We start from the raw sequence: 15,956 nt of genomic DNA, 5'->3' as shown, positions 1-15,956 counted from the left end.
TCTATGATCGTTTGTTCCCTTTTTTACTCGGCCGCCTCTCTTTGCGTTTCGAGGCCGGCCAGATATTTTTCCGCTTCGAGCGCCGCCATGCAGCCCAGCCCGGCCGCGGTCACCGCCTGCCGGTAGATGTCGTCGGCCACGTCGCCGGCGGCGAACACGCCCGGCACATCCGTTTCCGTCGTGCCCGGACGGGTCCACAGATAGCCGTTCGGCTTCTGCTTCAGCTGGCCGACGAACAATTCGACCGCCGGTGCGTGGCCGATCGCCACGAACACGCCATCGACCGCCAGGTCGCTGCTCTCGCCGGTGTTGATGTTCTTCACGCGGATGCCGGTGACGGACGGCGGCATGGGCGGCTTGGCCGGCATTCCGGTGACCTCGTCGATCACCGTATCCCAAAGCACCGTCACATTCTCCTTGGCCAGCAGGCGTTCCTGCAGGATCCGTTCAGAGCGCAGTGAATCGCGCCGATGAATCAGCGTCACGGATTTCGCCAGGTTCGACAGATAAAGCGCTTCCTCGACCGCCGTGTTGCCGCCGCCGATGACGGCGACATCCTTGCCGCGATAGAAAAAACCGTCGCAGGTGGCGCAGGCGGAGACGCCAAAGCCCATGAAAGCCTGCTCGGAGGGAAGCCCGAGCCATTTCGCCTTGGCGCCGGTGGCGACGATCAGCGCGTCACAGGTGTATTCCGTGCCCGAATCACCCTTCAGCCGGAAAGGCCGCTGGGAAACATCCGCCTCGACGATCAGGTCGCTGGCGATCTCGGCGCCGACATGCTCGGCCTGGGCGCGCATCTGCTCCATCAGCCAGGGCCCCTGGATCGGCTCGGCGAAGCCCGGATAATTCTCCACATCGGTGGTGATCATCAGCTGGCCGCCCTGCTCCAGCCCGGCGACCAGCAGCGGTTTCAACATGGCGCGCGCCGCATAGATTGCCGCTGTATAACCGGCCGGCCCCGATCCGATGATGAGAACGGGCGCGTGACGACGTGACATGAGACTGGGTCCTTTCTTCCTGGCCAAGCAGCCGGGCAACCGCATTCAGGCGACGCCGCCGGCAAATTCCGTTTCCGCCGCAGCCTGCCGGTGACAACGCCCGGCATGCTCCGATGGTTTTCCCGACGGCGGCTCCTGCGAACCGCCATCCGGGCGAACCGGAAACATGATCTAAGTATTCACCACCCGTTTGCGCAAGGCGAGGAATAGGTTTCCAACAGCTACCGATTGCCGCTGGCAGCAATATGCCGTGGTCCAGCCCAACTAATCACGGTGGATATAGAGGACGGTCGGCGCGCGCTTTGCTTGGCTTGTGAGCGCGGTTGGCCTAGTTTCGGGTTGCGCCAGCGACAGATTCTCGCGCGCCAGCAACAAGAATAGGGACGACGATGCCGCTCAAGGCCGATCTTGATGCTATCGACTGGAAGATTCTTCGCGAGCTTCAAGCCGATGGCAAGATGACCAATGTCGAATTGTCGCGCCGCGTCGGCATATCGGCGCCGCCCTGTCTGCGCCGGGTCAAGCGGCTCGAGGACAACGGCATCATCAAGGGCTATCGCGCGCTTTTGAACTCGCCGGCGCTCGGCTATGATGTCGTCGCCTTCTGCCTGATCGGCCTGCACTACCAATCGGATGCGGAACTGAAGAATTTCGCCGAACTGACCCGCGCCTGGCCGATCGTCCGGCGCGCCTGGATGGTTTCGGGCGATTCCGACTTCCTGCTCCACTGCGTCGCGACCGACCTGACCACCTTCCAGACCTTCGTCATCGAAAAGCTGACCTCGTCACCCAATGTCGACACGGTGCGCACGGCGCTGACGATCCGCCAGGTCAAGGATGAGGGCCTGGTCGCCGTCGACTGACGGACGGCCGACAACAGGACGTGAATCCGGCCTATGCTGCCGGCTTGCCCTCTTCCCGGGCGGCATCGAACCCGCGCTCCGCCAGCACTTTCAGATAATCGATCACGCAACCGGCAAACCCTTCCGGCGTCCCCTGGTCGTATCGCTCCGCCACCACCTGGCGCAGGGCCTCGACTTTCGGCGCATTCTCGAACAGGTCTTTCAGCGTCGATGCCCAGGCATCAAAATCTCCCGCCGGCAGAACCGGCATCAGGTCCTGGGCAGCTTCCCTCAGGGAGGGCACATCCGCATGCACCACCGGCAGTCCGTTCGCCAGGCATTCCGAGACCCCCAGCCCCCAGCCCTCGGCGCTCGATGGAAACAGCCCCAGATAAGCGTTCTGGTAGGCCCACCTCAATTGCCTGTCGCTGATGCCCGACAGGATGTGCACGCGTCCTGCAAGCTCCGGCGCCTTCGCCAATTCGTCCTGCACGAGCCCGGAAGCGTTCCCCCGCCGGCCGATCAGGACCAGGTCCGGCAAGCGCTCTATGCCGATATTGCGCGCGAGCCAGGCCCATACGGCAACCAGCAGGTGATGATTCTTGCGGATGTCGAAGGTCGAGCAGAAGACGGCAAAGGGGCGGCCGGACAGGCCGGGAACAGGATCGCTGTCACGGTCCGTCGACACCAGTGCTGAGCTGAGCGGGCAGACCTTGATCCGATAGGGATAAGCGGCACCAACGACATCGCGGTTCCAGGCGATCAGATCGTTTCGCGTCGCTTCGGAAACGGCGATGATCGGCTCGGGCGCGCGAAAAATCCTGTCGAGAAACATCCGCATGCCGCCGGTAAACCGCTTTGACGTCAGCCTGCTTTGCATCACGGGAATGAGATCGTGAACGATGTGAACCGCAGCCAGTCCAGCCCGCTTCTGTGCGCCGTTGAGGAAACGGTTGCGCGCCACCTCATGGGAAACGAGCACGACGGCCCCGTCCGGCGCCCATTTCTCCGAGCGCCCCGTGACAAGCCGCACGCCGATCGCCAGCCAGACCCAAACGATGCGGATCGCCAGACACAGCCAGAGAAGGAGGCGCAACACCAGCTTGGCAATCGAAAAGACCGCCCCCGAGCGCCGGGAAAACCCACTGACCGCATAAGCCAACCGGCGGGCTGTTTCATTGTCCTGGTGCGAAAGTTGCACCGGCAGATGGGCGAACGCCCCCTTCAGCCGTTCCAGATACGGTGCGCCATCGGACGGCCAGCGCCCTTTCAAGACATAGTCGAGGAACGCTGCCTCGCTCTTCGACAGGCGGCGATAGCGATTGCTGACCGTGTCGAAAAGAACAAAACCCGCCGCAGCGGTTTCCATCGCGTGCCGGCAGATCGTCGCCTCGACGCGCTGGATCCCCGTCGGCGGCTGCGCGCCCCAACGGACAATCCCTGTCACATCGATCCAAACTTTTTCAGCAACGTCAGGCGCGGAATTCGTCATTCAACTTTCTCGGGCTGGTCGCGGTACCAACGGTTTCGACGCGAGTTCCAGCGAAGTTTCAAACAAGCAATCGATTATGTCGGCCTTCGGTCGCAGTACCCTTCAAGACGGAAGAACGTACATCTCCCGCCGCATTGACGGAAGACAGCCCGCTTTCCACATCGGCCATCGTGAAATCAAGATGGCTGGCGAGAAAACATCGTTCGCACCGCAGCTGTAAAATCATGCTTTGCCGCAAGATAAGCCGCCCGCGCTCGCTCGCCGATGGTGCGCGCTTTACCCTCCGTCATCGCCATCGCCCGTTCGATCGCCGCTTCCAGGGCGTCCACGTCAACGAAATAGTTCATCCCCAGGTGCCGGGGCTCGCTGCGGGCATGGGGCACCAGAATGCCGGTTTCCGCCGTCACATGCTCGTTCATCGGCGGTGCGTCGGTGGTGATGGTCACGGCGGCGCACGACATCGCCTCCATGATGTAGTGCCCGAACCCCTCCGAGCGCGAGGGGCAAAGGTGGATGCCGCAGGCGTTCTGCAATTGCCTGAGGGTCGCATCATCGGTGTAGCCGGCCAGCAGCCGGACATTCCCCGGCACTGATTTCGGCGCATTGTCGGCCTTCTGCACCAGCACCAGTTCCGGCCATTCCGGATGCCTTGCCCACAAGGCGAGAATGTCCTCCGTCCCCTTCAACGTGCTGCCGCCAGCCAGATGGAAGAAACGCTTCCAATCCTTTTCCACATCGGCCCGATACCGGTCCGGCGAGGTGAAGCCGCAATAGGCGGTCTCGACCCCGAGATCGGAAAAGATCGCCTCCGCGTGCCGTGATTTGGCAAGCACCAGGTCGACATGCTTCAGCCGGCGAAGATGCCGGCGCGGAAAGCGTTCCTGGTTCGGCATCAGGATCGTCCGCCGCGCGCCGTTCAGCCAGGTGGGAAAGACGCGCTCCATGTGGATCGCCATATCCGCCTGCCTGCCGCCGAAGAAGCGGTCGATCAAGCCGCGCCGGGGCGTCGCCGTCGAAACGGTCAGGCCGGATGCCTCCAGCGCCTCTTGCAAGATGGCGGTGTCCCGGGTCAGGCCGTAGGCATTGTCGCGGGCGATGATGATGGCGTGGCTCATGCCGAAGCCCACAGCGCGTCGTAGACGGCCCGCACCCCCTCGGCCTCGCGTGCCAGCGCGAACTGCGCCCGCACATGGCCGAGCCCTGCCTGCCCGTGCGCGCACGCCAGTTCCGGCCTTGCCAGATACGCGCCGATAGCCGCCGTCAGCGCCGCGCCATCGCCGGCGGCAACCACCGCGCCGGTCCGGCCGGGCTGGATCATCTCGCCATAGGCGCCGGCATCGCTCGCCACAACGGCGGTGGCCGACGCCATCGCCTCGAGCGGCGTCAAGCCGAACCCCTCATTGCGCGAGGGGGCGACATAGAGATCGATCCGCCGGTACCAGGGTTTGACATCGGGCACCTCGCCCATGAAGACGATCCGGTCCGACAGCCCGGCCTCGTCGATCCGCCGGCGGAGCGCATCGGCAAACCCCTTGTTCTCCGCCGTCACGCGCCCCAGCACCACCGCCGTCCAGTCGGGAAAATCAGGCAGCAGGTCGATCATCGCCGCGACAAACAGATCCGTGCCCTTCTGGTGCCGGATGCGGCCGAAACAGCCGATGCCATGGCGCCCGGGCAGCCCCGCCGCCGCCCAGCCATCGCCCGCATCCCGCATATCGTGATCTTGCGGACGAAACAGCGTCACGTCGACACCATGCATGACGACCGTGTGCGGCACATCGAGAAACGAACCCGAGCGCCGGCTGGTGGCGATCACCGCATCCATGCGGCGGATCAGCCATTTCGTGTAGCGCGAATGGCGGCGTTGCGCCGCCGAGGTGAAGACGAGCTTCACCGGCGCGCGTAGAATATGCTTGAGAACGACGCCGGCCAGCATCTCCGTGTTGCGCCTGGCATGCCAGATGCGGAACGGCCGTCCCGCAGGCCGCGCAAGCAGCCCCGGCACCTGCCACCAGCCAAGCTGGGGCAGCCCCTTCGGCAGGCCGGGGCCCAGCGTGGCGATGCCAAGTGTCTTTTGCTGCTCGGGCACCAATTGCACGATGGTGCTGGTGACGCCGGACAAGCGCCTTTTGAAATTGGGGGCGATGACCTCCACGTCCCTGACGCGGCGCGGCCCGGTGCTTTCGGTTGGACGCGCCGCGCTGGGCATGACGGACCGGCCGTCAGCCGTAGCGGATTTCGACGACCTCATAGCCACGCGCGCCACCGGGTGCGTTCACCTCGATGGTTTCACCGACGGCCTTGCCGATCAGCGCCCGCGCAATGGGTGAGGAAATGGAGATGCGGCCCGCTTTCACATCGGCCTCCTGGTCGCCGACGATCTGGTAGGTCTTTTTCTCTTCCGTGTCCTCATCGACCAGCATCACGGTCGCACCGAACTTGATCGTGTCGCCGGAAAGCTTGCTGACATCGATCACCTCGGCGCGCGCAATCAGGTCCTCGAGCTCACCGACCCGCCCTTCATTCAGGCTCTGGGCCTCCTTGGCGGCATGATACTCGGCGTTTTCCGAAAGGTCGCCATGGGCGCGCGCCTCGGCGATCGCCTCGATAATGCGCGGCCGCTCTTCCTGCTGGCGCCAGCGCAGCTCTTCCTTCAACGCCACGGATCCGGCGGACGTCATCGGGACCTTGTTCATTTCAGTTCACCTTCCAGACCTGGAGACAGCACGCATGCAACCAATGGCGCAGCACGCATTTGGAGCATCGCCTGATCGCCACTGCAGACATAAAAAGAAACGGTCCGAAAGCCTCTGCCTACGGAACCGTTTCGTATGACTCCTGTAAATATAACAAGCCCGTGGCGATTTTCATCTAAATTTTTCTGCGCCATGCGCCCCCCGCGCGATCGGTCGCGACAATCAAAGCGGCCTCGGCCTTGCCCTGTCGCGCCAGGCACCTATCTTCGACGAGGATTTCCAACGAGGCGCAATCGATGAGAATGACGATTATCGCGACCGCTTTTGCAGCGCTTGCAGCCAGCGCGGCAAATGCTCCGGCCGCCCAGACGTTCAAGGCACAAGCCGTCACCCTTAACGCCGAAACGCTGGTGCGTGGTCTGGAGAACCCCTGGGGGGTGGCCTTCCTGCCCGATGGCGGCGCATTGGTCACCGAGCGGGCCGGCAGGTTGCGGCTGTTTGCCGCCGGTGCGCTCTCCGATCCCATTGCCGGTGTTCCCGACGTGGCCGCGGTCGGCCAGGGCGGCCTGCTCGACGTGGCGCTCGCCGCGGACTTCGCCGACAGCGGCACCATCTTCCTGTCGTATTCCGAACCCGGCGAGGCCGGTGCCGGCACGGCGATCGCCCGCGCCAGGCTGGTCCGCGACGCGGCCGGCGCCCGGCTGGAAGACACCACCACCATCTTCACTATGAACCGCAAGACGAATGCCGGCCATCATTTCGGTTCGCGCATCGTCGTCCATCCCGATGGAACGCTGTTCTTCACCATCGGCGACCGTGGCGAGGACAACCGCGCCCAGGATTTGACCGACCATGCCGGCTCCGTCCTGCGCATCAATCCCGATGGCAGCGTACCGCCGGACAACCCGTTTGTCGGCCGCTCAGACGCCGCACCCGAGCTGTGGTCGGTCGGCCATCGCAATCCGCAGGGCGCCGTGTTCGACCCGCTGACCCAGGCGATCTGGACCGTCGAGCACGGGGCGCGCGGCGGCGATGAGGTCAATCGGCCGCAGGCGGGCAGGAACTATGGCTGGCCGGTCATCTCCTACGGCCGCCACTATAGCGGCCTGAAGATCGGCCTGGGAAGCGAAGCTGAGGGCTATGAGCAACCGGCGTATTACTGGGATCCGTCGATCGCGCCGTCCGGCGTCGCCGTCTACGAGGGCGCAATGTTCCCCGAATGGCAGGGCGATTTCCTTGTCGCCGCGCTGAAATACCATCTGGTGGCCAGGCTCGACCGCGATGCCGAGGGCGCGATCATCGGCGAGGAACGTCTGTTCGCGGGCGCGTTCGGGCGCATCCGCGATGTCGGCATCGCGCCCGATGGCGCGATCTGGCTTCTGACCGATGAGCGCGACGGCGCGATCATCCGCATTTCGCGCGCCGAATAGGCTGTCGGCGACGGCCCTTGCCCGCCCGGGTTTCGTGGCGGGCGGTCAGCCCTTTTCGAAGGCGTCGATCCGCTCGGCGAGCTGGGCATATTCCTCGCAATCGGCGCCGCATCGCCTGGCGATCTCGCCGAGCTGGCCGCGCGCCGAGGCCACATCGCCCATCTGCAGATAGGCTTCGCCCATATACTCGCGCGCCAGGGCGAAATCGGGGTCGATGGCCAGCGCTTCCTGATAGTAGCCGAGGCCGACCACCACCCGCCCCTGCATGCGGTGCGCGTATCCGAGATAGTTGAGCACGCGCGGATCGCCGCGGTCGACCGCCAGGCTCAGCACGCTGATCGCCTCGCCGAAGCGGCCGGCCTTGGCCAGCGCGCTGCCTGCCTGGTAGAGGCTTTCCGTGTCGAGCCTGCTTTCCTGGGGATCGACGCATTTCTTCGTCTTCTGGTCCAGCACCTTGCCGCCCGTGCACTTGATCTCGGTCGACGTGCTGTCGCCGCCGGCTGCCAGCGCCGGCGCGCCGCTGAACGGCACGACGAGAACCGCAACGGCGAGAATTCTCTTGATCGCAGTCATGTGGGTTTCCTCCGGTTGGGCCACACGCGATATTGGTGCGTGCCGGCCCATCTTCTTCATTTCCCGGCATAACCTACGGCGTCCGCGCCGGGTGCAAACATCACATTCGTGTGAAACGCCGGAGGCCGAGCCTCGTGCAGCGCCCCTTGCCCCCCTTGCCTGCCCCCCTTGCCTGCCCCCTTGCCGCCATTGACGCGCCGCTTTAAGACGGACGGATCATCACCAGCCCGGCTCTCCCTCCACGATGACCCGCTTCCAGGCCAATCTCTTGTTGCTTATTGCCGGCGCCATGTGGGGCATGGGCTTCGTCGCCCAGTCGACGGCGATGAGCGTTATCGGGCCGCTCCTGTTCATCGGCCTGCGCTTTTCCATTGCCTGCATCTCCATGCTGCCTTTCGCCATCTGGGAGGCGCGCCGTAGCCCGGCGACCCTGACGCGCCGCGATTGGCACAACTTCGCCGCCATCGGCCTGCTGCTGTTTGCCGGCATGACGGCACAGCAAATCGGCCTGCTGACGACGACGGTCACCAATTCCGGCTTCCTGACCGGGCTGTACGTGGTGATGGTGCCGTTTCTCGCCGTCATCCTGTTCCGTCAATGGCCGCATGGCGTGGTCTGGCCGGCTGCCCTGTCGGCGCTGGCCGGCATCTGGCTCCTGTCGGGCGCCGGAAATGTCGTCTTTCAGCCGGGCGACTGGCTGACCATCGTCTGCGCCGCGTTCTGGGCCCTGCAGGTGATCATGATCGCCCGCAGCGCCAACAGCACCGGCCGTCCCGTGACGCTGGCCGTCACGCAATTCGCCGTCACGGCGGTCCTGGCGCTGGTCATCGCCGTGGCCATCGAGCCGATCGATATCGCAGCGATCCGCCTTGCCCTGCCGGAAATCCTCTATGCCGGCATCTTCTCGGGCGGCATCGCCTTCACGCTTCAGGTGATCGGCCAACGCTATACGACGGCGCCGCAGGCAGCCATCTTCCTGTCCACCGAGGCGGTCTTCGCCGCCCTGTTCGGCGCCCTCATCCTCGGCGAACGGCTTCCACCGGCCGGCCTGGCCGGTTGCGGATTGATCTTCGCGGCCATACTGGCGGTTGAGATCGTGCCGGCGTGGCGCGCGCGTCGCCGCACAGCGTCCTGAGCCGATCCCCAACAAAGCCGTCTCCACTTTGCCCCGTTCTGCGCTAAGATGCCGGCGACACTGACGGAGGAACAGACGTGCAGAAACCCGTCGAAAAGGAATGGGACCTGACGATCGGCCCCGATACCGTCCGCCTTCTGGCACTGAAGGCACGCGCCATCAGCGCCGCCGTCAGCGACGATTACGAGGACGGCAAGGAACACGAGATCGAAATCGACGGGAATGCCGAGGACAAGCACCAGCATGACGGGCTTGCCGAGGAAGAGGAAGAGAACCTCACCGAGGAGGAATTCCGCCAACTGGTTGCCGATCTGAATGTCGATGAGGCCGCCGAACTGATCGCCATCGCCTGGATCGGCCGCGGCGATTATGAGCTGACCGAATGGACCGACGCCGTCAGTGAGGCCCGCCAGCACGGCAACAAACGCGTCGCCGCCTATCTTCTCGGCATGCCGATGCTCGGTGACTGGCTCGACGCCGGGCTCGATTCGATCGTCGTTTCCTGAATCGCATGCCGCTGCCAGGGCCTTATTTCCCCATCAGAATCGTTTCCGTCAAACAACCGCGATGACCGATCATCATCTGGCGTCGCGGCTGATCGGGCCTGCGATCCTCGCAACCCTCCTTGCCGCCATCCCTCTCGCCGCACATGCCGGGCAAGGCCAGCACCGCAGCGGCGAATTACCGGCGCATCCACCCGTTCCAACCCTGCGCGGAGAACTCCGCCAATCGGAACTGTCGGTTCCCGTGCCGATCCCGACGCCGCGGCCCGAACGACCAAAGGAGCCGCCGGAGGCCGAACCGAAACCGCCGGCGCCGGGAAAATCCACGGGCCTGCCAAAGCGGGAGCGCACCTGCCGAGCGGCGCTGACCGCGCTCGGCATCGATTTCACCGACAAGGCCCCCATCGCGGAAGCGGACGGCTGCGCCATCCCCCATCCGATCATCATCAGGCGCCTGTCGAGGACCATTGCGCTCGAGCCGGAGGCGCTGGTCAATTGCCGCACGGCCCTGGCGCTGGCGCGTTTCTTCGTCGATCAGGCCCCATCCCTCGCCAAGCGGCACCTGGGCCAGGCACTGCACTCCGTCCACCATGCCTCCGCCTATGTCTGCCGTCCGCGCCGGGGCACGCAAAAGCTCTCCGAGCATGCATTCGGCAACGCCTTCGACATTGGCGTCTTCACCCTCACCGACGGCACCCAAGTGCCGGTCGAGGTACAGAAGGACCCGAACGGCAAAGCGGCAAAGTTCCTCGATGCGTTTCGCGCCGCCGCCTGCGGGCCGTTCAAGACGGTGCTCGGCCCCGGCAGCGATGCCGACCACGGGGACCATTTCCATCTCGACATGAAGGCGCGCCGCAACGACCATGCTTTCTGCCGGTAAACCCGCCGCATTCGCGCCACAGGTCTGAATCCCGCCGCTGACCTTTCCTTTACCCCTGTCAGACTAGGATTGTTCCTCTCTCTGGAAGGTCGTGGGTCGACGGGAGCAGCTTATGGTGGGAAGGCTTGACGGGAACCGGTCGGTTCCGGCGTGGCGCGGCGGCTTGCGCGTGGCGCTGGTCTCGGCGGCATTTCTTGCCCTCTCCGCCTGCTCGGTCAGCGATGTGATGTCGCCCCGCCCCGACATCGATGTCGGCTTTAGCACCGCCGCCGTGCCCGTGGCCCGAATTGCGCCCGCCCCGCCGGCGCCCGTCCCCGCGCAAGGCATGCAGGCGCTGGTTCCGTCCAATCCCATGATGGTCGCCTATCCGCGCTTCACCCCGCCGCAGGAACCCGGCGCCGCCGCCGTCATGCCGCAGGAGGAGGTCGCCTGCCGCCGCCGCCTGAAACGGCTCGGCGTCGCCTATCGCGACCTCGCTCCGATCAACGATGGCGGCTCGTGCGGCATCGATTGGCCCGTCGAGGTCAGCGGCCTTTCCGGCGGCATCGCCATGTCGCCTCCGGCAACGCTGAACTGCCAGATGGCCGAGACTTTCGCCCGCTGGACGAAGAACGAACTGGCGCCCGCCGCGCGCACCCGCTATTTCACCGGCATCGGCAAGATCCGCCAGGGATCGAGCTATTCCTGCCGCCGCATCGCCGGAACCAGCGTCGCCTCGGAGCATTCGAAGGGCAACGCGCTCGACGTGATGAGCGTCGAGTTGAAGAACGGCCGCGAGATCGACGTGCGCAAACCCGGCTTCTTCGCCTTCCGCCAGCGCGGCCTGCTGAACTCGGTGCGGGCCGAAGGCTGCGACTATTTCACCACCGTGCTTGGCCCCGGCTACAATTACGACCACCGCAATCATTTCCATTTTGACCTGAAGGGTCGCCGCAACGGCTACCGCGCCTGCAAATAGAATCACACCGGCAGGGTCGTGCAGGGTCGCGCCGCCACGTAGCGGATGCTAAAGAGCAACCATGCTGTTCGTCGAAATCCTCATCCTGTTCGTCCTCATCGTCTTCAACGGCTTCATGGCCATGTCGGAGCTCGCCGTCGTTTCGGCCCGACCGGCGCGGCTGAGGTCACGCGCCGAGCAGGGACAGCGGGGCGCCGCCAGCGCGCTGGCCCTGTCGGCAGATCCCGGTCGCTTCCTGTCGACCGTACAGATCGGCATCACGCTGGTCGGGGTGCTTTCCGGCGCGTTTTCCGGCGCGACCCTCGGCACGCGCCTTTCCGATTGGCTGATCCTCCAGGGCATGGCGCCCAACATCGCCAACCTGGCCGGCGTCGGCCTCGTCGTCGCGTTGATCACCTATGTCTCGCTGATCGTCGGCGAGCTGGTACCGAAGCAGATCGCCCTGAAGAATGCCGAGGGCATCGCCATCAAGGTCGCGCCGGTCATGGTGTTCCTGTCGCGCATCGGCCTGCCGCTGGTCTGGCTGCTGGACATCTCCGGCCGCACCCTGTTGGCGCTGCTCGGCCAGAGCGCCGAATCCAGCCAGCGCGTCACCGACGAGGAGATCCGCACCCTGATCGCCGAGGCGGAAAGCTCCGGCACCATCGAAAGCGACGAGCGCCGCATGATCGCCGGCGTGATGCGGCTCGCCGACCGCAAGGCGCGCGCCATCATGACGCCGCGCGGCGACGTCGACTGGCTGGACATCTCGGCCGACGAAAACGCGCTGGCCGAGGCCCTGAAAGAGTCCGGCCATTCGCTGCTGCCGGCCGGCGACGGGTCGGTCGATGAAATCGTCGGCATCGTCAAGCTGCGCGATCTCCTGGCCACCAATCTCTCCGGCAAGCCACTCGACATTCGCGCCCATGTGCTGCCGGCGCCCGTCGTGCACGATTTCGCCGCCGCGCTCGACGTTCTTTCCGTGCTGCGCGAGGCCGCGATGCCGATGGCGCTGGTGCATGACGAGCACGGTCATTTCGAAGGCATCATCACGCCCTCCGACATTCTCGAAGCCATCGCCGGCCTGTTCCACGCCGACGCCGAAGACGGCGAACGCGATATTGTCGAGCGCGCCGACGGCTCCTGGCTCCTGCCGGGCTCCATGCCGGCCGACGAGATGGCCGATCACCTCGGCTTCACCCTGCCGCCCGAGCACACCTACACGACGCTGGCGGGTTTTCTGCTCGCCGAATTCAACAGGCTGCCGAAGACTGGCGAGAGCATCGGCGCGATGGGCTGGCATTTCGAGATCATGGACCTCGACAACCGCCGCATCGACCGGGTGCTGGCCTCGAAGGTCGAGGCTCCGATAACGACACGCGATGGCTGACGGTTACTCTGGCGGCACCGGCGTCGGCTTGCCCGTGGCGTCGAGCGCCACCATGATGAAATCGGCATGGGTCACCATCTCCATCGTCTGCGACAGGTAGCGCTGCGCCCAGGCTTCGACTTTCAGCATGATGGAGGAGCGGCCGACGCTGTCGATGCGGGTATAGACACACAGCGTGTCGCCGACCTTCATCGGCTTGGCGAACGCCATTTCCTTCACCGCAGCTGTGACCACGCGTCCGCGCGCCCGCTCGGCGGCGCGGATGCCGCTCGCCAGATCCATCTGCGCCATCACCCAGCCGCCGAAGATATCACCGGCCGCGTTTGCGTCGCCGGGCATGGCCTGGGTGCGCAGCGTCAGGTCGCCGGATGGCCGGGCGGTTTGTTCGTTCATGGCGGTCGGTTCCCCTGTTGTTGTTCCTCCGGCGTAGCCCCCGTCCCGTCCGGCGTCAACAAAGCCTGGCGCATGGCAAACCTGCGGTTGGCGCATGTCTGCTGATCGATGTCGGCTTTGCATTGCTACCAAGCCGATTTTGCGGCTTAAATCCCCTTCCCTGCCATACCAGCGAGGCCTTCATGCAGATCAAAGCCGCCCTGTGCCGGGAATTCGGCCGCCCCCTCAGCATCGAAACGCTCGAACTCGCGGCGCCCGGCCCCGGCGAGGTGCTGGTCGATGTGAAGGCCTGCGCCATCTGCCACTCCGACATTTCCTATGCGGACGGCGATTGGGGCGGCGCGCTACCCGCCGTCTATGGCCATGAGGCCGCCGGCATCGTCACCGGCGTCGGCCCCGGCGTCCAGGCGGCCAGACCCGGCGACCACGTGATCGTCACGCTGATCCGCTCCTGCGGCCACTGCCATTATTGCGTCCGCCACAGCCTCGTCATGTGCGAGGAAGTCTTTCCGCTCGACCAGAAGGGCCCGCTCACCCTCAACAATGGCGAAGCCTGCGAGCAGGGTCTGCGCACCGGCGCTTTCGCCGAGAAGGTGGTTGTCCACGAAAGCCAGCTCGCGCCGATCCCCGCCGACATGGCCTTCGACGTCGCCTCGCTGCTCGCCTGCGGCGTCATCACCGGCTATGGCGCCGTCGCCAACACGGCCAAGGTCGCGCCCGGTCAGTCGGTGGTCGTGATCGGCTGCGGCGGCGTCGGCCTGAACAGCATTCAGGGCGCCGCACTTGCTGGCGCCAGCCCGGTCATCGCCATCGATCTCAGCCCGGACAAGCTGGCCGCCGCCGAGGCGTTCGGCGCCACCCATGGCTTCAGCCCCGCCGATGCCGATCACGCGAAGGAGATCAAGCGCCTCACCCAGGGGCGCGGCGTCGATTTCGTCTTCGTCACGGTCGGCGTCGAGGCCGCACTCGCCGGCGCGCCGCGCTACATCACCAAGAATGGCGCGGTGATCGTCGTCGGCATGCCGCCCAATGGCGTGCGCATCCCCTATGATCCCGGCAAGCTCGCCGCCTGGAACCAGAAGATCATCGGCTCGAAGATGGGCGAGGCGCGCATCGCGCACGATATCCCGATCCTTGTCGACCATTATCGGAAGGGCCGCCTGAAACTCGACCAGCTGATCACCCGCCGCTACAGGCTGGAGGAGATCAACGAGGCCATCGCCGCCGTCAAGGAAGGGCGGGCCCTGCGCAACGTCCTGGTCTTCGAATGAAGATCGCCCAATGAAAATCAACGAGGTAAAAACCTTCGTCACCGCAAATCCGCCGCCGCAGGCCGGCGGCCGCTATTTCATCTTCGTCAAGCTCGTCACCGATGGCGGCGTGATCGGCTATGGCGAAGCCTATGCCACAGCGTTCGGAGCGCATTTGACGGCAAGGCTGATCGAGGATGTCGCCGAACGCTACCTGATCGGCCATGACCCGCACGACATCGAGACCTTCTTTCGCCGCGCCTATTCCTCCGGCTTCAGCCAGCGTCCCGATCCAACCCTGATGGGTTGCGTCTCGGCACTGGAAATGGCCTGCTGGGACATCATCGGCAAGGAGGCGGACAAGCCGGTCTACAAGCTGCTCGGCGGCATGGTGCATGAGCGGCTGCGCAGCTACACCTATCTCTATCCGGCGACCGGCAGCGTCTATCCCGGTGAAACCGACAGCCTGCGCAATGTTTACAACGATCCCGAACTTGCCGCCGAGGCGGCGCGCGCCTGCGTGGCGCAGGGTTTCACCGCCATCAAGTTCGATCCCGCCGGCCCCTACACCGTGTTCGGCGGACGACAGCCGCGCCTGATCGACATCGACCTTTCCGTGCGCATGGTGGCGGCCGTGCGCCAGGCCGTCGGCGCCTCGGCCGACATCCTGTTCGGCACGCATGGCCAGTTCACCCCGGCCGGCGCCAGGCGCATGGCCCGTGCGCTCGAGCCCTATGATCCTCTCTGGTTCGAGGAGCCGGTGCCGCCCGACATGCCCGACGCGATGGCCGAGGTGGCGCGCAGCACGTCGATCCCCATCGCCGCCGGCGAGCGGCTGACGACGAAGTATGAGTTCGCCCGCCTGATCGCGCTTGGTGCAGCCGGCGTGCTGCAACCCAATCTCGGCCGTTCGGGAGGCATTCTCGAAACGAAGAAGATCGCCGCCATGGCCGAGGCGCATCACATCCAGATTGCCCCCCATTGCTATTGCGGCCCGATCGTCGCCGCCGCCAACATTCAATTGGCCGCCACATTGCCGAATTTCCTGATCCTTGAAGCCATCCGCACCTTTGATGGTTTTCACGAAACGCTGTTGAAGACGAAGATCGCCTGGGAAGACGGCTACGTCATTCCCTCGAAGGAGCCTGGCCTGGGCGTCGAACTCGATGAGGCCGTTGCCGAGGCACACCCCTACAATGGGGCGGACCTGCATCTGCAGATGAGCCAGGAGCCGCTTTGAGCGCCAAGCCTGGCCGGCAAGTATCCCTGTTCTTTCATACGGTTATGGTTACAGGGCGATTCACCGTATGAGAAACCTGAATCATTACGTCAACACGCCGAGCCAATCCGCAACCCTGCCGCCCGCTTCCGGAGAAAAGATGACCGCGTCATCATCGACCGGTCCGGAATGGATCCTTGTCTCTTCGAACTGTGATT

General features: G+C 65.0%; 16 protein-coding genes. 9 read left to right on the top strand and 7 right to left on the bottom strand.

Features of this window, described 5'->3' with window-relative positions; translation table 11 throughout:
- Positions 1–23 precede the first annotated feature (23 nt).
- On the bottom strand, positions 24–998 hold the full coding sequence (gene trxB / locus AB843_RS16685; RefSeq protein ID WP_048648021.1) for a thioredoxin-disulfide reductase: 975 nt from the start codon (positions 996–998) through the stop codon (positions 24–26).
- Between the two features lie 389 nt (positions 999–1,387).
- Between trxB and AB843_RS16680 the strand changes: the two genes are divergently transcribed.
- Positions 1,388–1,861, top strand: a complete 474-nt coding sequence (locus tag AB843_RS16680) for an Lrp/AsnC family transcriptional regulator (RefSeq protein WP_048648020.1) — start codon at positions 1,388–1,390, stop codon at positions 1,859–1,861.
- Positions 1,862–1,892: 31 nt separating this feature from the next.
- On the opposite strand, the gene AB843_RS16675 is transcribed toward AB843_RS16680, so the two are convergent.
- The 4 genes from AB843_RS16675 to greA all read right to left on the bottom strand — a co-directional run bounded on the left by AB843_RS16675 (position 1,893) and on the right by greA (position 6,028).
- On the bottom strand, positions 1,893–3,332 hold the full coding sequence (locus tag AB843_RS16675) for a glycosyltransferase (protein ID WP_048648019.1): 1,440 nt from the start codon (positions 3,330–3,332) through the stop codon (positions 1,893–1,895).
- Between the two features lie 176 nt (positions 3,333–3,508).
- Positions 3,509–4,447, bottom strand: coding sequence for a glycosyltransferase family 4 protein (locus AB843_RS16670; protein ID WP_048648018.1), 939 nt, complete (start codon positions 4,445–4,447; stop codon positions 3,509–3,511).
- On the bottom strand, positions 4,444–5,541 hold the full coding sequence (locus AB843_RS16665) for a glycosyltransferase family 4 protein (protein ID WP_048648017.1): 1,098 nt from the start codon (positions 5,539–5,541) through the stop codon (positions 4,444–4,446). Before AB843_RS16665 ends, AB843_RS16670 begins: the two co-directional genes overlap by 4 nt.
- A 13-nt stretch (positions 5,542–5,554) precedes the next feature.
- Positions 5,555–6,028, bottom strand: a complete 474-nt coding sequence (greA, locus tag AB843_RS16660) for a transcription elongation factor GreA (protein WP_048648016.1) — start codon at positions 6,026–6,028, stop codon at positions 5,555–5,557.
- 296 nt (positions 6,029–6,324) lie between these two features.
- On the opposite strand from greA, the gene AB843_RS16655 reads away from it, so the two are divergent.
- Positions 6,325–7,458, top strand: a complete 1,134-nt coding sequence (locus tag AB843_RS16655) for a PQQ-dependent sugar dehydrogenase (RefSeq protein WP_048648015.1) — start codon at positions 6,325–6,327, stop codon at positions 7,456–7,458.
- 45 nt (positions 7,459–7,503) lie between these two features.
- On the opposite strand, the gene AB843_RS16650 is transcribed toward AB843_RS16655, so the two are convergent.
- Positions 7,504–8,031, bottom strand: a complete 528-nt coding sequence (locus tag AB843_RS16650) for a tetratricopeptide repeat protein (protein ID WP_048648166.1) — start codon at positions 8,029–8,031, stop codon at positions 7,504–7,506.
- Between the two features lie 244 nt (positions 8,032–8,275).
- Between AB843_RS16650 and AB843_RS16645 the strand changes: the two genes are divergently transcribed.
- The 5 genes from AB843_RS16645 (at position 8,276) to AB843_RS16625 (ending at position 12,876) form a co-directional block, all read left to right on the top strand.
- Positions 8,276–9,166 carry a DMT family transporter gene (locus tag AB843_RS16645; protein ID WP_048648014.1) on the top strand — a complete coding sequence of 297 codons (891 nt, stop codon included), beginning with the start codon at positions 8,276–8,278 and terminating at the stop codon, positions 9,164–9,166.
- Positions 9,167–9,243: 77 nt separating this feature from the next.
- A complete protein-coding gene (locus AB843_RS16640) occupies positions 9,244–9,672 on the top strand; it encodes a DUF3775 domain-containing protein (RefSeq protein WP_048648013.1) in 429 nt (142 codons plus the stop codon).
- A 61-nt stretch (positions 9,673–9,733) separates the two neighbouring features.
- Positions 9,734–10,549, top strand: a complete 816-nt coding sequence (locus tag AB843_RS16635; RefSeq protein WP_048648012.1) for an extensin-like domain-containing protein — start codon at positions 9,734–9,736, stop codon at positions 10,547–10,549.
- Positions 10,550–10,661: 112 nt separating this feature from the next.
- Positions 10,662–11,507 (top strand): extensin-like domain-containing protein, encoded by an 846-nt coding sequence (locus AB843_RS16630; RefSeq protein ID WP_048648011.1) that lies wholly within the window; start codon positions 10,662–10,664, stop codon positions 11,505–11,507.
- A 61-nt stretch (positions 11,508–11,568) separates the two neighbouring features.
- Entirely contained in the window at positions 11,569–12,876 is a 1,308-nt protein-coding gene (locus tag AB843_RS16625) for a hemolysin family protein (RefSeq protein ID WP_048648010.1), read from the top strand.
- A gap of 3 nt (positions 12,877–12,879) precedes the next feature.
- On the opposite strand, the gene AB843_RS16620 is transcribed toward AB843_RS16625, so the two are convergent.
- On the bottom strand, positions 12,880–13,269 hold the full coding sequence (locus AB843_RS16620) for an acyl-CoA thioesterase (protein WP_048648009.1): 390 nt from the start codon (positions 13,267–13,269) through the stop codon (positions 12,880–12,882).
- A 182-nt stretch (positions 13,270–13,451) separates the two neighbouring features.
- Between AB843_RS16620 and AB843_RS16615 the strand changes: the two genes are divergently transcribed.
- The gene (locus tag AB843_RS16615) at positions 13,452–14,540 is read left to right on the top strand and encodes a Zn-dependent alcohol dehydrogenase (RefSeq protein ID WP_206412913.1); all 1,089 of its coding nucleotides are present in this window, start codon (positions 13,452–13,454) and stop codon (positions 14,538–14,540) included.
- A gap of 10 nt (positions 14,541–14,550) precedes the next feature.
- Entirely contained in the window at positions 14,551–15,759 is a 1,209-nt protein-coding gene (locus AB843_RS16610) for a mandelate racemase/muconate lactonizing enzyme family protein (RefSeq protein WP_048648008.1), read from the top strand.
- Positions 15,760–15,956 lie beyond the last annotated feature (197 nt).

It is taken from the genome of Nitratireductor soli (assembly GCF_001050155.1).
Lineage (GTDB): Bacteria > Pseudomonadota > Alphaproteobacteria > Rhizobiales > Rhizobiaceae > Nitratireductor > Nitratireductor soli.
Note: the sequence above shows the minus strand (reverse complement) of the source record. Positions and strands in the feature narration are given on the sequence as shown.

Excerpts from the sequence above, each read along its gene's own strand:
- AB843_RS16665 (WP_048648017.1), bottom strand. The coding sequence starts at position 5,541 with ATGCCCAGCGCGGCGCGTCCAACCGAAAGCACCGGGCCGCGCCGCGTC.
- AB843_RS16625 (WP_048648010.1), top strand. The coding sequence starts at position 11,569 with ATGCTGTTCGTCGAAATCCTCATCCTGTTCGTCCTCATCGTCTTCAAC.
- AB843_RS16680 (WP_048648020.1), top strand. The coding sequence starts at position 1,388 with ATGCCGCTCAAGGCCGATCTTGATGCTATCGACTGGAAGATTCTTCGC.
- AB843_RS16670 (WP_048648018.1), bottom strand. The coding sequence starts at position 4,447 with ATGAGCCACGCCATCATCATCGCCCGCGACAATGCCTACGGCCTGACC.
- AB843_RS16645 (WP_048648014.1), top strand. The coding sequence starts at position 8,276 with ATGACCCGCTTCCAGGCCAATCTCTTGTTGCTTATTGCCGGCGCCATG.
- AB843_RS16635 (WP_048648012.1), top strand. The coding sequence starts at position 9,734 with ATGACCGATCATCATCTGGCGTCGCGGCTGATCGGGCCTGCGATCCTC.
- AB843_RS16655 (WP_048648015.1), top strand. The coding sequence starts at position 6,325 with ATGAGAATGACGATTATCGCGACCGCTTTTGCAGCGCTTGCAGCCAGC.
- AB843_RS16610 (WP_048648008.1), top strand. The coding sequence starts at position 14,551 with ATGAAAATCAACGAGGTAAAAACCTTCGTCACCGCAAATCCGCCGCCG.
- trxB (WP_048648021.1), bottom strand. The coding sequence starts at position 998 with ATGTCACGTCGTCACGCGCCCGTTCTCATCATCGGATCGGGGCCGGCC.
- AB843_RS16630 (WP_048648011.1), top strand. The coding sequence starts at position 10,662 with ATGGTGGGAAGGCTTGACGGGAACCGGTCGGTTCCGGCGTGGCGCGGC.
- AB843_RS16675 (WP_048648019.1), bottom strand. The coding sequence starts at position 3,332 with ATGACGAATTCCGCGCCTGACGTTGCTGAAAAAGTTTGGATCGATGTG.
- greA (WP_048648016.1), bottom strand. The coding sequence starts at position 6,028 with ATGAACAAGGTCCCGATGACGTCCGCCGGATCCGTGGCGTTGAAGGAA.
- AB843_RS16615 (WP_206412913.1), top strand. The coding sequence starts at position 13,452 with ATGCAGATCAAAGCCGCCCTGTGCCGGGAATTCGGCCGCCCCCTCAGC.
- AB843_RS16650 (WP_048648166.1), bottom strand. The coding sequence starts at position 8,031 with ATGACTGCGATCAAGAGAATTCTCGCCGTTGCGGTTCTCGTCGTGCCG.
- AB843_RS16620 (WP_048648009.1), bottom strand. The coding sequence starts at position 13,269 with ATGAACGAACAAACCGCCCGGCCATCCGGCGACCTGACGCTGCGCACC.